This is a genomic window from Pseudomonas aeruginosa (genome assembly GCF_001457615.1).
Taxonomy (GTDB): Bacteria; Pseudomonadota; Gammaproteobacteria; order Pseudomonadales; family Pseudomonadaceae; genus Pseudomonas; species Pseudomonas aeruginosa.
Genome location: NZ_LN831024.1, coordinates 4,508,472 through 4,524,818 on the forward strand (window position 1 = coordinate 4,508,472; position 16,347 = coordinate 4,524,818).

The following is a 16,347-nucleotide window of genomic DNA, read 5'->3' on the forward strand; positions in this document are numbered from 1 at the left end:
CTAGGCTTCCGCATCCTCGCCCGGAGACGCTTGATGTTCGCCCCACCCAGCACCGAGACACTCAACCGCTTCTTTCTGTTGTCGTGGCTGGTGGTGCTCTGGCAGGTGCTGCGCCTGCAGGACGGGATCGTCTTCGACGACGCCTGGCTGCCGCTCTGGAGCGTCGCTGCCAGCCTGAGCTACGCCTTCCTTTATATAGTCCCGGTGTACCTCGCCTGCCGACTGCTCCTGCATTTCCATGATCGCCTTCCCGTGCGCCTCAGTCCGTGGCTGGCAGGCATGCTGGCCATCGTCGGCAGCGCGGCGGTACAGATACTGCTCTACGCCGACCGCACCCTCTACGACCTGTACGGATTCCACCTCAACGGTTTCAGCATCGGCCTGCTGGTCTCGCCCGGCGGCCTCTCCAGCCTCGGCAGCGGCGACGGCACCCTGCTCAGCGCAAGCCTGGCGGCCCTGGCCCTGCTCTGCCTGCAGGTGCTGCTGTACAGCGCCTGCCAGGTCAGCCGCGAACGCCTTCCCGCGCTCCCTCGGCGCGCCTGGCGCTACCTGTTGGCGGCCTTCCTCTGCCTGGCCCTGGGCGAACGCCTGGTCTATGCGTTCAGCTCCCTGCGCGACTACCGGCCGATCCTGCTGGCCAGCGAACGCTATCCGCTTTACCTGCCATTGACCGTCCGCAGCCTGGCGCGAAGCCTGGGCATCCAGCCGACGCCCACCCAGCGCGAGCTGCTCCAGCAGCAGAGCGACCTGCACTATCCTCTCCGGCCGCTGGAGATCAGCGCCCCGGCGCACCCATTGAACATCGTCTGGATCGTCGCCGAGTCGCTCCGCGGGGACATGCTCGATCCGCGCTACATGCCCAGGCTGTGGGACTTCTCCAACCGGGCGATCCGCCTGGACAACCACTACAGCAGCGGCAACCTGACCCAGATGGGCGTCTTCGGCATGTTCTACGGGCTGCACGGCGGCTACTGGGACGCCGTGCTGAAGGCCGGCCAGCCGCCGGTGCTCATGGAGGTACTCAGGCAGCAGAACTACCAGTTCCGGATCAATGCCGCGCAACGTTTCAGCTATCCGCCCTTCGACCGCAGCGTGTTCGTCAACCTGCGCCCCCAGGACCTGCACGTGCTGGATAGCCCGGAGCCTGCCTGGCAGCGCGACGCCCGGAACACCGACGACCTGCTGCGCTTCGTCGATCGCCGACTACCCGACCGGCCGTTCTTCGCCTGCCTGTTCCTCGAGTCGAGCCACGCCAACTACAGCTTCCGCGACGAGACCGCGAAAATCCGCCCCTATCTGGTCAACTTCAACTACCTGACCACCGATTTCCAGGCGCAGATGCCGCTGATCAAGAACCGCTACCTGAATGCCGTGCGTGAAGTCGATACACAGATCGGCCGCCTGCTGCAGCACCTGGAAAACCAGCACCTGCTGGAAAACACCGCGGTAGTGGTGCTCGGCGACCATGGGGAAGAGTTCATGGAACGCTCGCGCTGGGGCCACAATACCGAGTTCAATCGCTACCAGACCGGCACCGTCGCCGTGCTGAGCATTCCCGGACAGGCGCCCCGTGCCGTCCGCAGCATCACCAGCCACATCGACCTGCCCGCAACGCTCCTGCCGCTGCTGGGCGTACGCAATCCGCCCCGCGACTACTCGCTGGGACAGGACCTGCTCGCAGCGGACTACCATCGCGACTATGCGGTGAGCGCCGATACCACGCGCATCGCCTACCTGGGCGAAGGCTTCAAGGTGAGCTTCCCACTGCGTGGCGCGGACCGTCACCACGGTCCGGTGAGCGATGGCGACGACCGCCCGCTCGACGTGGAACAACAGGAAGCCATACGCGGCCCACTCCGTGCAGCACGCCTGGAACTGCTGCAGGATCTCGGCCGCTTCAGCGCCTTGCCGGTAGGGGAAGAGCCGTCGCCGCGGAGCCTCGCGACTTCGTTGAGGCCATGAGGAGCATCAGAACAGCCTGAGTTGTTCGTGGGCGCCCTGCAGGTCGAGCAGGCGCACGCCGACGCCGATCAGGCGCACCGGACGATTGCCACGGGCAAAGGCCTGGCCGAGCAATTGCCGGTAGCTCTCCAGGTCGCGCCCGGCGCCGGACTGTTCCACTGTGGTCTGGGTGAAATCGTGAAACTTCAGTTTCACGAACGGCTTGTCCGGCCGATAACTGCCATCCAGGCGTTGCAGGCGTCCGTCCAGCTCCTCGAGCAGGGTCGGCAGTTCCTCCAGGCAAGCCGCCAGGTCCGGCAGGTCGCGATCGAAGGTACATTCGACGCTCACCGACTGGCGCCGGCTGTCGACTTCCACCGGTCGCTCGTCGATACCATGGGCCAGTCCCCACAGGCGTTCGCCGAAGCTGCCGAACTCGCGCACCAGGCTCAGCTTGCTGCCCTGGCGCAGGTCGGCGCAGGTGCGGATGCCCATCCGCGCCAGGCGCTCCGCCGTGACCTTGCCGACGCCATGCAACTTGGCCACCGGCAACTCGGCGACGAACCCGTCGACCTGCTCCGGGGTAATCACGAACAGCCCGTCCGGCTTGCGCCAGTCGCTGGCGATCTTGGCCAGGAACTTGTTCGGCGCGACGCCCGCCGAAACGGTGATGTGCAGCTCCTCGGCCACCCGGCGGCGGATGTCCTGGGCAATCCGCGTGGCGCTACCGGCGAAATGCGGCGAAGCGCTGACGTCCAGGTAGGCCTCGTCCAGCGAAAGCGGCTCGATCAGATCGGTATAATCGCGGAAGATCGCATGGATCTGCTTCGACACCGCCCGGTAGACATCGAAACGCGGGCGCACCACCAGCAGATCGGGACACAGCTTGAGCGCCGTGCGCATGGCCATCGCCGAGCGCACGCCATAGGCTCGCGCCTCGTAGCTGCAAGTGGCGACCACTCCACGCTTGTCCGGCGAACCGCCAACCGCCAGCGCCTTGCCGCGCAGGCTGGGGTCGTCGCGCATCTCGAGGGCGGCATAGAAACAGTCGCAGTCTATATGGATGATTTTCCGCACCGGAATCTCGCTACAAGCCCCGCCGGGCCTGCCCCGGAGCGCTGAATTCTAACATTGGGCAAGCGCTAAGCATTTGAAGAAAAAACACTTTTTTCGAAAAATCGATTGACAGCCCGACGAGAGTCCGTAGAATGCGCCCACACAGACGCGGGATGGAGCAGTCTGGTAGCTCGTCGGGCTCATAACCCGAAGGTCGTTGGTTCAAATCCAGCTCCCGCAACCACATTCGAAAAGCCCCGGCACTAGCGATAGCGCCGGGGCTTTTTGCATTCCGCCCCTCCTGTTCTACTGCATCGCCTCGCCCTCCGTTCGCTCGCATCATCGCACATTTAACTGTATATTCGTACAGCCAGCTCAGCCTTCGATGAATGCTCGGTAACGGATACGGAAAGGACAGACAGATGCTGAACGTCGAACAATTGAAGCGCAGCGTGAACCGGATGGAACTCGACGACATCCGCCAGGCAGTGGACGAACTGCAGATGGACGGCCTGGTCACCGACGGCAAGACGCCGTTCACCCGCGTGCACTTCAACACCTGCTTCGCCGAGATCGAGGCGCTGTTCCAGCGCGCCGGCTTCCACCGGCCGCTCGATGTGGTCGGCTACCAGGGCGAGATCTATGCGTTGTACGACCCCTCTCGCTGGGAGGCCGTGGAAGTGCTGCGCTGGTTGAAGGAATACCGCGAGGAATCGCGTCACCTGACTCCGGCGTGAGCGCAATGCCTGCGTCAGCGCAACTCGTGTGCCAGGCGCGCGCAGGCCATCCCCACGACCAGCATCACCAGCGGACCGAAGGCCCGCATGGAGATCCGCGCAAGGCTCCAGGACTCTTTCGCAGCGAACAGGCTTGCCGGATTCACCGAATAGACCAGCAGGGAACCGCAGAACAGCCCCAGGCCCAGCAGGCCCAGGCGGCGCAACCAACCGTCGTGGCGGAGCAATACCACCAGCAGGGCGCCGTACAACAGGCAATCGACCCGCGCCACCGAGTCCTTGACCTGCAACGACTGTTCCCAATCCCCCAGCCACCATCCAGCGGCCACGCCCAGCACGACTCCGGCGCCGACATGAATGCCCGCCTGGATCATCGTCACCCTTCCCCCCTCGGAAATGGTCGGACAGTGCAAGCCGCCACTATGCCCACGGCAAGCTGAACCATCGCTGAACGAATACCAGCAAATGGCCTTCGGCCACTTCGCCGACGCAACTCCTGCAAAACCCGGCGGTCTTCTCCCTGTGACAGGACGCCGCCCCGCACAGAAAAAATCTGCTGCGACCACTTGGGAACTCGCCCGAGAGGCCATACTCTGTCGCGCAAATTCCCATGAGGTGGCTGATGCGCACCGACGCTCCCGTTCCAGAACATCCCGCTCCACCCAGCTCTCCCGCGTCCCCACAACGCATCCGGCTGATCGATCGGATTACCGCCTACCGCCAGCCCATCGGCCTGGTCTTCACCTTGCTGCTGTTCGGCCTGGCGCTGGTGGCCTGCTACCACCTGCTACGGGAGATCGATCCCGGCGCCCTCCACGATGCCATCGCCGACGTGCCCAGGCCGGCGCTGCTCGGCGCCCTGAGCGCGACCGCCCTCGGCTTCGTCATCCTGCTCGGCTACGAGTGGTCGGCCAGCCGCTTCGCTGGCGTCACGCTGCCCATGCGCAGCCTGGCCACCGGCGGCTTCAGCGCCTTCGCCATCGGCAATGCGGTAGGCCTGTCGCTGCTTTCCGGCGGCTCCGTACGCTACCGACTGTATTCCCGGCATGGCATCGGCGCTGCCGAAATAGCCCGGATGACGCTATTTGCCAGCCTTTCCCTGGGCTGCGCACTGCCGGTGCTGGCGGCACTCGCCGCACTCTGCGACCTCGACGATGCGGCGTCGGCGCTGCACCTGCCCCGCGCCCTGGTCGCCGTCATCGCGATCGCCGTCCTGTCGCTGGCTGTCGGCCTGGTGGCGTTCCTGGCCCGGCACCGTCTGCCGGGAGAACGGCCGTCCCCCGACAGCCTGCTGGTCCGCCTCGGCCGCCGCAGCCTGCGCCTGCCAGGCCTGCGCCTATCGCTGCTGCAACTGCTGATCACCGCCCTCGACGTCGCCGCCGCCGCTACCGTCCTTTATCTGTTGCTGCCGGAAACCCCACCCTTCGCGGCGTTCCTGCTGGTCTACCTGCTCGCCCTGGCCGCCGGCGTGCTCAGCCACGTACCGGGCGGAGTCGGGGTGTTCGAGGCGGTGCTGCTGGCCGCGTTCGCCGGCCAACTGGGCGCCGCGCCGCTGGCCGCGGCCCTGCTCTTGTACCGCTTGATTTATGTGGTACTGCCACTGCTGCTGGCCTGCCTTTTGTTGCTGTTCCTCGAAGCGCGCCGGTTGTGGGTGACGCGCCAGGCGATCCGCGTCGCCTCGGGTTTCGCCGCACCGATCCTGGCGATCCTGGTCTTCCTCTCCGGTGTCGTGCTGCTGTTTTCCGGCGCCACACCGGCGATCGACACCCGCCTGGAACACCTCGGTTTCCTCATTCCACATCGCCTGATCGATGCCTCGCACCTGGTCGCCAGCCTGATCGGCGTGCTCTGCCTCCTGCTCGCGCAGGGTTTGCGCCGACGGCTGTCGGCCGCCTGGGCCCTGACCCTGGTGCTGTTGCTGGTGGGCGCCCTGCTTTCGCTGCTGAAAGGCTTCGACTGGGAAGAAGCCAGCCTGCTGAGCCTGACCGCCGCGCTGCTCGCCATGTTCCGCCGCTCCTTCTACCGTCCCAGCCGGCTGATGGAAGTACCCTTCTCGCCGCTTTACGTAGGCGCCAGCATCTGCGTGGTCGGCGCCTCGGTCTGGCTGCTGCTGTTCGCCAACCAGGACGTGCATTACAGCAACCAGCTCTGGTGGCAGTTCGCCCTGGACGCCGACGCCCCGCGCGCCCTGCGCGCCGCCCTCGGCAGTTGCCTGCTGCTCCTGGCCCTGGCCCTTGGCTGGCTGCTGCGCGCGGCACCGCCGGCGATCCGCGAGCCGAACGCGGAAGAGCTGCAGCGCGCGGCGCGGATCATCCGCCACTCGGACCAGCCGGATGGCGGCCTGGCCCTGACCGGCGACAAGGCCCTGCTCTTCCATGAGAGCGACGACGCTTTCCTCATGTACGCCCGCCGCGGTCGCAGCATGATAGCCCTGTACGACCCGATCGGCCCGGCCATGCAGCGCGCCGAACTGATCTGGCAATTCCGCGACCTCTGCGACCTGCACCATGCCCGCCCGGTGTTCTACCAGGTGCGTGCCGAGAACCTGCCGTTCTACATGGACATTGGCCTGACCGCCCTCAAGCTCGGCGAAGAAGCGCGAGTCGACCTGCTGCGCTTCGACCTGGAGAACAAGGGCAAGGAAATGAAAGACCTGCGCTACACCTGGAACCGCGGCCAGCGCGACGGCCTGGCCCTGGAGTTCCATGAACCGGGCCAGGCTCCGCTGGACGAGCTGAAGGCGATATCGGACGCCTGGCTGGGCGGCAAGCAGGTGCGCGAGAAAGGCTTCTCCCTGGGCCGCTTCACCCCGGCGTACCTGAACTTCTTCCGCATCGCCATCGTCCGCCACCAGGGCAAGCCGGTGGCCTTCGCCAACCTGCTGGAAACCGACAGCCGCGAACTGGCGAGCCTCGACCTGATGCGCGTGCACCCGGACGCGCCGAAGCTGACCATGGAGTTCCTCATGCTCGGCCTCATCCTCCACTACAAGGCCAAGGGCCACGCGCGCTTCAGCCTCGGCATGGTGCCGCTGGCCGGGCTCCAGCCAAGGCGCGGCGCGCCGTTGACCCAGCGCCTGGGCGCGCTGGTCTTCCGGCGGGGCGAACAGTTCTACAATTTCCAGGGGCTGCGACGCTTCAAGGACAAGTTCCAGCCCGACTGGGAACCCCGCTACCTGGCCGTGCCAGCCGGGCTCGACCCGCTGGTGGCCCTGGCCGATACCGCCGCGCTGATCGCCGGCGGCCTGACTGGATTGGTGAAACGCTGATATGTCTGTCGTGAAACGTCACTGGCGCCGTTTTCTGGTCGCCGCCCTGGTGCTGATCGTCGGTGCCGCCCTGCTGCTCTGGAGCCGACCGGCGGCCCAGGCGAAACTGGAAGCCCTGGACCTCGACGACGGCGGCCACGCCACCCTTGCCGAACCCGGCGAGAAGCCGCGCTCGCGGGTGGTGGTGATCGCCGCCCCCGAACAGCAACTGAACGACGCCCAGATGCTGAACCTGGCTCACGACAGCGCCGCCCGGGTGATCCAGTACTTCCCCCCGGAAAACGGCGATTGCAGGGTGCAGCAGTCCCGGCTCGAAGCGGTCATTGCCCACCTCGGCGGCAAGCCGAACCTGGTCGCCGGCATCGGCCCGGGCTCGACCACCGCCTGGCGCTGGCTCGCCAGCCAGGACGACGACAAGGCCAAGGCGCTCTCGGTCGGCTTCGACATTGCCCTGGCCGAGCGCGACTGCGACGCCCCGCTGCCGCACCAGGCGTCGCACGGCCAGTGGCTGCTGGCCTGGAACGACAACCCGGACGACGACACCGCAGTCTTCGTCCGCAAGCAGTCGAGCGCGGAAACCAGCATCAGCGACTACGACACCCCGCTGTCCGACGTGCTCGCCCATCAGTTGCGCCTGCAACTGCAAGGCAACGCCGAGGCCCTGCCGGTACTCGAGGTCCCCGCGGCGAAACCCTCGGACATCGTCACCCTGTTCTATTCCGGCGACGGCGGCTGGCGCGACCTGGACAAGGACTCTGCCGAGCATATGGCCAGCATGGGCTACCCGGTGGTCGGCATCGACACCCTGCGCTACTACTGGCAACACAAGAGCCCGGAACAGAGCGCCGCCGACCTCTCCAAGCTGATGCAACACTACCGCGAGAAGTGGGGCGCGAAACGTTTCGTCCTGGCCGGCTACTCGTTCGGCGCCGACATCCTGCCGGCGATCTACAACCGCCTGCCCGGAAAGGACCAGCAGCAAGTGAAAGCCATGCTGCTGCTGGCGCTGGCGCGGACCGGCAGCTTCGAGATCGAAGTGGAAGGCTGGCTGGGCAAGGCCGGCGAGGAAGCCGCCACCGGCCCGGAAATGGCCAGATTGCCGGCAGCCAAGGTGTTCTGCATCTATGGCGCCGAAGAAAAGGACGAAAGCGGCTGTACCCAATCCCAGGCCGTCGGCGAGAAGCTCGAACTGCCGGGCGGCCACCACTTCGACGAGGACTACCTGTCCCTGGCGAAGAAGATGCTCCAGGCCATCCGCGACCGCGAGAACGCTCCCGACGCCTGATCGCGATCAAGCTCTCCCCGCTCCGCCCTTCTTGTCCCCGGTCGGCGCCAGCTAGACTGAGCCTGCCGGGGGCATTCAGGCTGGCTTCAGCGGAGCCGCCGAGAATACCGGCCGACCCGCCGCAGAGCGGGCTCCCGAGAGCCGAAGAGAAGGAACCGTGATGAGCTGGAAAAACACCGAATCCCGTTATGGGAGCCTGACCATTGCCCTGCACTGGCTGACCCTGCTGCTGATCGCCGGGGTCTACGCCTGTATCGAACTGAAGGGCAATTTCCCCAAGGGCAGCGAAACCCGCGAACTGCTCAAGCAATGGCACTTCATGCTTGGCCTGAGCGTTTTCCTGCTGGTCTGGTTGCGCCTGCTGGTGCGCCTGGCCAGCCCTACCCCGCGCATAGAGCCCGCCATCCCCGCCTGGCAGGCGACGCTGGCCAGGCTGATGCACTACGCCCTCTACCTGATGATGATCGGCCTGCCCTTCGCCGGCTGGCTGATCCTCAGCGCCGCCGGCAAGCCGATACCGTTCTTCGGCCTGGAGCTACCGCCGCTGGTCGACAAGAACCCCGACCTCGCCGGGCAAATCAAGGAATGGCACGAAACCATCGGCAACGCCGGTTATTTCCTGATCGGCCTGCACGCCGCCGCGGCGCTCTTCCATCACTTCGTCAGCCGCGACAACACCCTGGTACGGATGCTGCCGCAACGGCGCTGAGAAACGCGCAAAAAAACGCGCCCAATCGGGCGCGCTTTTTTGCAGCGGAGCGGATCAGATCTCGACCTGGGTTCCCAACTCGATCACCCGGTTGAGCGGCAGGTTGAAATAGCGCAGGTTGCCGTTGGCGTTCTTCAGCAGGAAGGCGAACAACCCCTCGCGCCAGCGCGCCATGCCGATGCGCTTGGATGGAATCACCGTCTCCCGGCTGAGGAAGTAGGTGGTGCGCATCGGGCTGAAGTCCAGTTCGTTGAGATGGCACAGGCGCAAGGCAGCCGGGATGTCTGGCTCTTCCATGAAGCCGAAGTGCAGGATCACCCGAAAGAATCCGTCGCCATAGGCCTCGACCTCGAAACGGCGATCCGGCGAAACCCGTGGGCTGTCTTCGTTGACCACGGTGAGCAGCACCACCTGCTCGTGCAGCACCTGGTTGTGCAACAGGTTGTGCAGCAGCGCGTGAGGCACCGCGTCGGTACGCGCGGTAAGGAACACCGCGGTCCCCTGGACCCGGTGCGGCGGCTGCACGCGCATGCTGGAAATGAACACCGAGAGCGGCAGCGAGCCCTCGTCGAGACGCTCCACCAGCAGTTGGCGGCCACGCTTCCAGGTGGACATCAGGATGAAGATGACGATACCCGCGATGACCGGGAAGGCGCCGCCCTGGATCACCTTGGGCAGGTTGGCGGCGAAGAACAGGCTGTCCACCGCGAGCATCACGCAGAAGAACGGGACGCCCAGCCACAGCGGCCATTTCCACAGGCGCCAGATCACCACGCCCATCAGCAGGGTGGTGATCAGCATGGTTCCGGTCACCGCCACGCCGTAGGCAGCCGCCAGCGACGCCGAGGACTCGAAGCCGAGCACCAGCAGGACCACGCCGACCATCAGCGCCCAATTCACCCCGCCGATGTAGATCTGCCCCTGCTCGTGGCTGGAAGTGTGCTGGATGGTCATCCGCGGCACGTAGCCGAGCTGGATCGCCTGGCGGGTCAGGGAGAAGGCGCCGGAGATCACCGCCTGGGAGGCGATCACCGTGGCCAGGGTGGACAGCGCCACCATCGGCAGCAGCGCCCAGCCCGGCGCCAGCAGGTAGAAGGGGTTGCGCGCCGCCTCGGCGTTGGAAAGGATGGTCGCGCCCTGGCCGAAGTAGTTCAGCACCAGCGCCGGCAGCACCAGCAGGAACCAGGCACGGGCGATCGGCTTGCGACCGAAGTGGCCCATGTCGGCGTACAGCGCCTCGGCGCCGGTCAGCGCCAGTACGGTGGCGCCGAGGATGGCGACACCGATGCCGGGATGCGAGCTGAAGAAACGCACGGCCCATACAGGGTTCATCGCCTGCAGCACTTCCGGCTGCTGGATCACCCCGTAGACGCCCAGCGCCGCCAGGGCGCCGAACCAGAGCACCATGACCGGGCCGAACAGGATGCCGATCCGCGCGGTGCCGTGCTTCTGGATCAGGAACAGGCCGATCAGCACGATAAGCGCCAGCGGTACCGTCCAGTGCTCCAGGCCGTCGAAGGCGATCTCCAGCCCTTCTACCGCCGACAGTACCGAGATCGCCGGGGTGATCATGCTGTCGCCGTAGAACAGCGCCGCGCCGATCAGGCCGGCAACCACCACGAAAGTCTGCAGCCTGCCGAACGGCGCCGCCGCCCGGCGCGCCAGGGCCGACAGCGCCATCACCCCGCCCTCGCCCTGGTTGTCGGCACGCAGGACGAAGATCACGTACTTGATGGAAACGACCCAGACCAGCGACCAGAAGATCAGCGACAGCACGCCAAGGACGCCATCGTGGTTGGCCTGCACCCCGTAGCCGCCGATGAAGACCTCTTTCAGGGTATACAAGGGACTGGTGCCGATATCCCCATAGCAGACTCCAACCGCCCCGACCATCAGGCCGATGGCAGAGCTGGAATGCCCCTCCGACGTCTCCTCGGCACGCGTCGCTGCATCACTCATGAAACGCTTTCCCCCGGAAAAATTCGGCAAATGCTGCGCCCATGCCGTCCGCGATGCAAGCGCCGAGGCCACGGACTGCTATGACTATAGAAGGCCGGGGAGCCGATTGCCGAGCGCCCGCGGTGAGTTTTTCCAGGGCCGGAAAAGAGCTGCACGGGAGACTGGAAAAGCCGCGGCGCTGCCGCTAGAATTGCGCACTTTTTGATCAGAGGCGCCAGCAAGCGCGCCCGCCTACCGAGGTTAGCCATGTCCACCCCCACTCCCAAAGTCGGCTTCGTCAGTCTTGGATGCCCCAAGGCGCTGGTCGACTCCGAGCGCATCCTCACCCAGCTGCGCATGGAAGGCTATGAGGTCGTTCCGACCTACGAAGACGCCGACGTCGTGGTGGTCAACACCTGCGGTTTCATCGACAGCGCCAAGGCCGAGTCCCTGGAAGTGATCGGCGAAGCCATCGCCGAGAACGGCAAGGTCATCGTCACCGGCTGCATGGGCGTGGAAGAGCACGCGATCCGCGACGTGCATCCAAGCGTGCTGGCGGTCACCGGCCCGCAACAGTACGAGCAGGTGGTTACCGCGGTGCACGAAGTGGTGCCGCCGAAGACCGAACACAACCCGCTGGTCGACCTGGTCCCGCCGCAAGGCGTCAAGCTGACCCCGCGCCACTACGCCTACCTGAAGATTTCCGAAGGCTGCAACCACAGTTGCAGCTTCTGCATCATCCCGTCCATGCGCGGCAAGCTGGTCAGCCGGCCGGTCGGCGACGTGCTGAGCGAGGCCGAGCGCCTGGTCAAGGCCGGGGTCAAGGAACTCCTGGTGATTTCCCAGGACACCAGCGCCTACGGCGTGGACCTGAAGTACAAGACCGACTTCTGGAACGGCCAGCCGGTCAAGACCCGCATGAAGGAACTCTGCGAGGCGCTGAGCAGCATGGGCGTGTGGGTTCGCCTGCACTACGTCTACCCGTACCCCAACGTCGACGACGTGATCCCGCTGATGGCCGCCGGCAAGCTCCTGCCGTACCTCGACATCCCCTTCCAGCACGCCAGCCCGAAGGTGCTCAAGGCCATGAAGCGCCCGGCCTTCGAGGACAAGACCCTGGCCCGGATCAAGCAGTGGCGCGAGATCTGCCCGGAACTGACCATCCGCTCGACCTTCATCGTCGGCTTCCCGGGCGAAACCGAAGAAGACTTCCAGTACCTGCTCGACTGGCTGACGGAAGCCCAGCTCGACCGCGTCGGCTGCTTCCAGTACTCCCCCGTCGAAGGCGCTCCGGCCAACGAGCTGGGCCTGGAGCCGGTGCCGGACGAGGTCAAGCAGGACCGCTGGGAACGCTTCATGGCCCACCAGCAGGCGATTTCCGCCGCTCGCCTGCAGCTCAAGGTGGGCAAGGAAATCGAAGTGCTGATCGACGAAGTCGACGAACAGGGCGCGGTCGGCCGCTCCTGGGCCGACGCTCCGGAAATCGACGGCAACGTGTTCGTCGACAGCGACGAGCTGAAGCCGGGCGACAAGGTCCGCGTGCGCATCACCGATGCCGACGAGTACGACCTCTGGGCCGAGCTGGTCTGAGCCTCCCTGAAGAGCCCCGCCCCGCGGGGCTTTTCATCGCCAACCGTTCCGGAGAGCACGATGCTCAACAACGACGTACTACGCAGCCTGCGCTACCTGCTGGATCTTCCCGATGCACATCTGGCCGAACTGGCCGCCCCGTTCGGCGAGCAAGTCGAAGCGGACCTGCTCGAGGCTTACCTGAAGAAGGAAGACGAAGACGGCTTCCAGGCCTGCCCCGACCGCTACCTGGCGCGCTGCCTGGACGGACTGATCATCCAGCGCCGCGGTCGCGACGAGTCGCGTCCGCTACCGCCGCTGGAGCTGCCGTTGAGCAACAACATGATCCTGAAGAAGCTGCGGGTCGCCTTCGAACTCAAGGAGGAAGACCTCCATGCCATCCTCGACAGCGTCGACTTCCCGGTCTCCAAACCCGAGCTGAGCGCCCTGTTTCGCAAGCCCGGCCACAGCAACTACCGGACCTGCGGCGACCAGTTGCTGCGCAACTTCCTCAAGGGCCTGACCCTGCGCGTCCGTGGCTGAACGCGCGGAGCCGCTGCTGGCGGTTCTGCTCCAGGCGCCGCCCTGCGTCGACCCCTGGTTCCTGGAGTGCCGCCAGGATCGCGCCGGCCTGACCATCCTCGTCCGCGACCTCGCCAACCAGCGCACCTGGCGCGTCGAGTTCGTCGAAGTCGAAGGCCTGCGCCAGCTCGACGCTGCCGACCTGCTGGAATTCTGGCCAGCCTGTGCGGCATCCGAGGGTTGGCTGTACCGGGTCGAGCAAGGCGGCTGGCTGGACCAGGAATGCCGTCGCGAGGGCTTCGTCGCCCGCGAGACCAAGGCCGTCGACGAGTATTTCGTCAATGGCGGCGATCGCTGCCTGAGCGTGCTGTCCTGGTCGCCACCGAAGGTTTCCCCGCTGATCTGACCGCCATGAAAAAAGCCGCCCGTGGGCGGCTTCTCGCGTGGCGCTCCGGCTACATCAGGAAGATCGTCGCCAGGCCGAGGAAGATGAAGAAACCGCCGCTGTCGGTCATCGCAGTGATCATCACGCTGGAGCCCATCGCCGGATCGCGTCCGAAACGATGCAGGGTCATCGGGATCAGCACTCCCATCATCGCCGCCAGCAGCAGGTTCAGGGTCATCGCGGCGGTCATCACCACGCCCAGTTCCCAGTTGCCGTAAAGATAGAAGGCCACCACGCCGATCACTCCGCCCCACGCCAGGCCGTTGACCAGCGCGACGCCAAGCTCCTTGCGCAGCAGGCGGTTGCGACTGTTGCTGGTCGGCTGTACCTGGTCGAGCGCGATGGCGCGGACGATCATGGTGATGGTCTGGTTGCCGGAATTGCCACCGATGCCGGCAACGATCGGCATCAGCGCGGCCAGCGCCACCAGTTTCTCGATGGAGCCTTCGAACAGACCGATCACCCGCGAGGCGACGAAGGCGGTGATCAGGTTGGTGGCCAGCCAGGCCCAGCGGTTGCGCACCGACTTCCAGACCGAGGCGAAGATGTCTTCTTCTTCACGCAGACCGGCCATGTTGAGGACTTCACTTTCGCTTTCCTCACGGATCAGGTCGACCATCTCGTCGATGGTCAGACGACCGATCAGCTTGCCGCCCTTGTCCACCACCGGCGCGGAAATCAGGTCGTAACGCTCGAATGCCTGGGCGGCGTCGTAGCCGTCCTCGTCCGGGTGGAAGGTCACCGGGTCGGTGGCCATGACTTCCAGCACTTGCTTGTCCGGATCGTTGACCAGCAGGCGCTTGATCGGCAGCACGCCCTTGAGCACGCCGTCGTAGTCGACCACGAACAGTTTGTCGGTATGCCCGGGCAGTTCCTTCAGGCGGCGCAGGTAGCGTAGCACCACTTCCAGGCTGACGTCCTCGCGGATGGTGACCATCTCGAAGTCCATCAGCGCGCCGACCTGGTCCTCCTCGTAGGACAGCGCCGAACGCACTCGCTCGCGCTGCTGCGCGTCGAGGCTTTCCATCAGTTCATGGACCACGTCGCGCGGCAGTTCCGGTGCCAGGTCGGCGAGTTCGTCGGCGTCCAGGTCCTTGGTCGCGGCGATGATCTCGTGGTCGTCCATGTCCGCGATCAGGGTTTCCCGGACCGCGTCGGAGACTTCGAGGAGGATGTCGCCGTCGTCCTCGGACTTGACCAGTTGCCAGACCGTCAGGCGGTCGTCCAGCGGCAGCGATTCGAGGATGTGGGCGATGTCGGCGGGGTGCAGTTCCTCCAGCTTGCGCTGGAGTTCTACGAGATTCTGCCGGTGGACGAGGTTTTCCACCCGGTCATGGTGCTGGCCTTCCTGACGATGGGTCAGGTCTTCCACCACCTTGTGGCGATGCAGCAGCTCGACCACCTGCGCTAGGCGGTCCTGCAGGCTTTCCTGCGGCTTCTTGGCTTCTACTTCGGTCATAGCGCGCTCCACCCCCAGTAGCGGAGCACGCCAAAGGGGTCAATCAGAAACGTGATTGGTCAAACGGGAAACTGTTCGAGTTTCTACTGGGTAAGTCCATGGGGGTGTTCCAAGGGCCCTCTCGGGGCAGATACGGATAATGATAACACTCCGCTTGCGTTTTGCGCGTTACAAAATGGCGGCAAGAACAAGCGCTTGCGGCACAAAGTTCATCGTCACTCGACGCCTGACTGCGACGCCGGAAATTTCACTCAGGACACTCGGCCCCGCGGAAAAAGGCAACGCGTTAGCCTGCACTCACCCTTATCCGACCCGGAGTGCCGGCCATGCGTTCCCTGTCCCTCCTTCTCCTCCTCTCGCTGGCGTCCACCTGCGAGGCCGCTGCGGTATTCCGCTGCGAAGACGCCAGCGGCCATGTCAGCTTCACCCAACTCGGTTGCCCCGCCGGGCAGGCCGGCGAGACCGTCGTGGCGGACAACCCGCCGCCGGGAGGCAGGAGCGTCACACCGATGGCCGAGACGAAGACGAAAAAGGCGTCCATCGGCCGGAAAAACGTGCCGCTCGCGGTGATCGGAGAAAGAGAAGATCGCTGCGGAAGACGCCTGGACGAGAAGGAACGCCGCAAGGCGATCGTGGAGCAGCGGATCATGGCGGGAATGACCCGCTCCGATGTGGAGCGGGCGCTGGGCAAGCCGGACCGGGTCAGCGGGAACAATGCGGAGGTGCGTTATCAGTACAAGGCCGACAAGCGACGGGGAGCGAGAAGCGTGAGCTTCGATCAGGAGGGATGCGTGAAGGGAAAGGGAAGGTACCGGGTGGAGCGAGTCGATCCCGGGAGCTAAGGCCGGGCCGACCTCATACCGATGAAAGCAGGACCGGCATCGCCTTTAGCGTGCCGGGCAGGGTGTCGCCCTGCCCGCATGGAAAAGACGGACGACAGTCTTCAGCAGCCTACCGCCTACCCGCCGCGCACGCCTCTGGCTGGCGGTTATGGTCAGGCTCAATCCTCTTTCTGCGGTTCGCCGGGCAACAACGCGCGTGATGAACAGACCGCGATACAGGTGGAATCCCGTTTGCACGTCCACCGTTTCGGAAGCGCCTTGCAGTGAAGTCAAGGCAGCGATGCCCTTGCGCACACGGTACTCGTTCAACGCGCGGCTGCCTCCCTCCATCGGCAGCAAGGAGGGCAACGGCTCGTCAGCGGGCGCATGGTCGACAATGCTGCCGACGATGGTGATGAGCTTGTCGCCGCGCGCGCTGACGGCAGCCTCTTGCCCCGTCTCGACGACACTCCCGGCAGCCTGCGCGAGGTTTTCGGAAATCACCGCATCCAGGCGAACGATGCCGACGCGACGACTGATCAACATGACCATGGATCTCTCCTCTATGTATGGATGGCATCGCTACGATGCATCGCA

Annotated in this window: 14 protein-coding genes and 1 tRNA gene; 10 read left to right on the top strand and 5 right to left on the bottom strand. The window is 65.3% G+C overall.

Annotated features, from left to right (window positions below; genetic code table 11):
* Positions 1-33: 33 nt before the first annotated feature.
* On the top strand, positions 34-1,962 hold the full coding sequence (locus AT700_RS20695) for a sulfatase-like hydrolase/transferase (protein ID WP_048521375.1): 1,929 nt from the start codon (positions 34-36) through the stop codon (positions 1,960-1,962).
* A 6-nt stretch (positions 1,963-1,968) separates the two neighbouring features.
* Here AT700_RS20695 and dinB read toward each other — a convergent pair whose 3' ends face one another.
* Positions 1,969-3,018, bottom strand: coding sequence for a DNA polymerase IV (gene dinB, locus AT700_RS20700; RefSeq protein WP_003086018.1), 1,050 nt, complete (start codon positions 3,016-3,018; stop codon positions 1,969-1,971).
* 146 nt (positions 3,019-3,164) lie between these two features.
* On the opposite strand from dinB, the gene AT700_RS20705 reads away from it, so the two are divergent.
* Positions 3,165-3,241 (top strand) — tRNA-Met (locus AT700_RS20705).
* Between the two features lie 178 nt (positions 3,242-3,419).
* The gene (locus tag AT700_RS20710) at positions 3,420-3,734 is read left to right on the top strand and encodes a hypothetical protein (protein ID WP_003086015.1); all 315 of its coding nucleotides are present in this window, start codon (positions 3,420-3,422) and stop codon (positions 3,732-3,734) included.
* Between the two features lie 14 nt (positions 3,735-3,748).
* Here AT700_RS20710 and AT700_RS20715 read toward each other — a convergent pair whose 3' ends face one another.
* A complete protein-coding gene (locus AT700_RS20715; RefSeq protein WP_003104747.1) occupies positions 3,749-4,108 on the bottom strand; it encodes a hypothetical protein in 360 nt (119 codons plus the stop codon).
* Between the two features lie 248 nt (positions 4,109-4,356).
* Between AT700_RS20715 and mprF the strand changes: the two genes are divergently transcribed.
* The 3 genes from mprF (at position 4,357) to AT700_RS20730 (ending at position 8,996) form a co-directional block, all read left to right on the top strand.
* Positions 4,357-7,002, top strand: a complete 2,646-nt coding sequence (mprF, locus tag AT700_RS20720) for a bifunctional lysylphosphatidylglycerol flippase/synthetase MprF (RefSeq protein ID WP_016263810.1) — start codon at positions 4,357-4,359, stop codon at positions 7,000-7,002.
* Between the two features lies 1 nt (position 7,003).
* Complete coding sequence (locus tag AT700_RS20725) at positions 7,004-8,287, top strand: virulence factor family protein (protein WP_048521379.1); 1,284 nt, start codon at positions 7,004-7,006, stop codon at positions 8,285-8,287.
* 160 nt (positions 8,288-8,447) lie between these two features.
* Positions 8,448-8,996: a cytochrome b gene (locus tag AT700_RS20730; protein ID WP_003086007.1), complete on the top strand. Its 549-nt coding sequence runs from the start codon at positions 8,448-8,450 to the stop codon at positions 8,994-8,996.
* A 54-nt stretch (positions 8,997-9,050) separates the two neighbouring features.
* Here AT700_RS20730 and AT700_RS20735 read toward each other — a convergent pair whose 3' ends face one another.
* Positions 9,051-10,955, bottom strand: coding sequence for a potassium transporter Kup (locus AT700_RS20735; protein WP_003104754.1), 1,905 nt, complete (start codon positions 10,953-10,955; stop codon positions 9,051-9,053).
* A 246-nt stretch (positions 10,956-11,201) separates the two neighbouring features.
* On the opposite strand from AT700_RS20735, the gene rimO reads away from it, so the two are divergent.
* From rimO to AT700_RS20750, 3 genes are read left to right on the top strand one after another with little or no spacing between them, the layout of a single operon-like run.
* On the top strand, positions 11,202-12,524 hold the full coding sequence (gene rimO / locus AT700_RS20740) for a 30S ribosomal protein S12 methylthiotransferase RimO (protein ID WP_003086001.1): 1,323 nt from the start codon (positions 11,202-11,204) through the stop codon (positions 12,522-12,524).
* A 60-nt stretch (positions 12,525-12,584) separates the two neighbouring features.
* The gene (locus AT700_RS20745; protein WP_003104756.1) at positions 12,585-13,046 is read left to right on the top strand and encodes a DUF1456 family protein; all 462 of its coding nucleotides are present in this window, start codon (positions 12,585-12,587) and stop codon (positions 13,044-13,046) included.
* Entirely contained in the window at positions 13,039-13,431 is a 393-nt protein-coding gene (locus AT700_RS20750; RefSeq protein WP_003085997.1) for a hypothetical protein, read from the top strand. The genes AT700_RS20745 and AT700_RS20750 overlap by 8 nt, the downstream gene beginning before the upstream one ends.
* A 49-nt stretch (positions 13,432-13,480) precedes the next feature.
* Here the strand turns inward: AT700_RS20750 and mgtE are convergent, their stop codons facing one another.
* Positions 13,481-14,929 (bottom strand): magnesium transporter, encoded by a 1,449-nt coding sequence (mgtE, locus tag AT700_RS20755; protein WP_003085996.1) that lies wholly within the window; start codon positions 14,927-14,929, stop codon positions 13,481-13,483.
* Between the two features lie 326 nt (positions 14,930-15,255).
* On the opposite strand from mgtE, the gene AT700_RS20760 reads away from it, so the two are divergent.
* Entirely contained in the window at positions 15,256-15,771 is a 516-nt protein-coding gene (locus tag AT700_RS20760; protein WP_003111747.1) for a DUF4124 domain-containing protein, read from the top strand.
* A 45-nt stretch (positions 15,772-15,816) separates the two neighbouring features.
* Here AT700_RS20760 and AT700_RS20765 read toward each other — a convergent pair whose 3' ends face one another.
* Positions 15,817-16,302, bottom strand: coding sequence for a hypothetical protein (locus AT700_RS20765; RefSeq protein ID WP_004353269.1), 486 nt, complete (start codon positions 16,300-16,302; stop codon positions 15,817-15,819).
* Positions 16,303-16,347 lie beyond the last annotated feature (45 nt).

What these genes read in the sequence shown, in the direction of transcription:
- AT700_RS20710 (WP_003086015.1), top strand. Translation starts at nt 3,420, where the DNA reads ATGCTGAACGTCGAACAATTGAAGCGCAGCGTGAACCGGATGGAACTC.
- rimO (WP_003086001.1), top strand. Translation starts at nt 11,202, where the DNA reads ATGTCCACCCCCACTCCCAAAGTCGGCTTCGTCAGTCTTGGATGCCCC.
- AT700_RS20760 (WP_003111747.1), top strand. Translation starts at nt 15,256, where the DNA reads ATGCGTTCCCTGTCCCTCCTTCTCCTCCTCTCGCTGGCGTCCACCTGC.
- mgtE (WP_003085996.1), bottom strand. Translation starts at nt 14,929, where the DNA reads ATGACCGAAGTAGAAGCCAAGAAGCCGCAGGAAAGCCTGCAGGACCGC.
- AT700_RS20695 (WP_048521375.1), top strand. Translation starts at nt 34, where the DNA reads ATGTTCGCCCCACCCAGCACCGAGACACTCAACCGCTTCTTTCTGTTG.
- AT700_RS20725 (WP_048521379.1), top strand. Translation starts at nt 7,004, where the DNA reads ATGTCTGTCGTGAAACGTCACTGGCGCCGTTTTCTGGTCGCCGCCCTG.
- mprF (WP_016263810.1), top strand. Translation starts at nt 4,357, where the DNA reads ATGCGCACCGACGCTCCCGTTCCAGAACATCCCGCTCCACCCAGCTCT.
- AT700_RS20735 (WP_003104754.1), bottom strand. Translation starts at nt 10,955, where the DNA reads ATGAGTGATGCAGCGACGCGTGCCGAGGAGACGTCGGAGGGGCATTCC.
- AT700_RS20745 (WP_003104756.1), top strand. Translation starts at nt 12,585, where the DNA reads ATGCTCAACAACGACGTACTACGCAGCCTGCGCTACCTGCTGGATCTT.
- AT700_RS20715 (WP_003104747.1), bottom strand. Translation starts at nt 4,108, where the DNA reads ATGATCCAGGCGGGCATTCATGTCGGCGCCGGAGTCGTGCTGGGCGTG.
- AT700_RS20730 (WP_003086007.1), top strand. Translation starts at nt 8,448, where the DNA reads ATGAGCTGGAAAAACACCGAATCCCGTTATGGGAGCCTGACCATTGCC.
- AT700_RS20765 (WP_004353269.1), bottom strand. Translation starts at nt 16,302, where the DNA reads ATGGTCATGTTGATCAGTCGTCGCGTCGGCATCGTTCGCCTGGATGCG.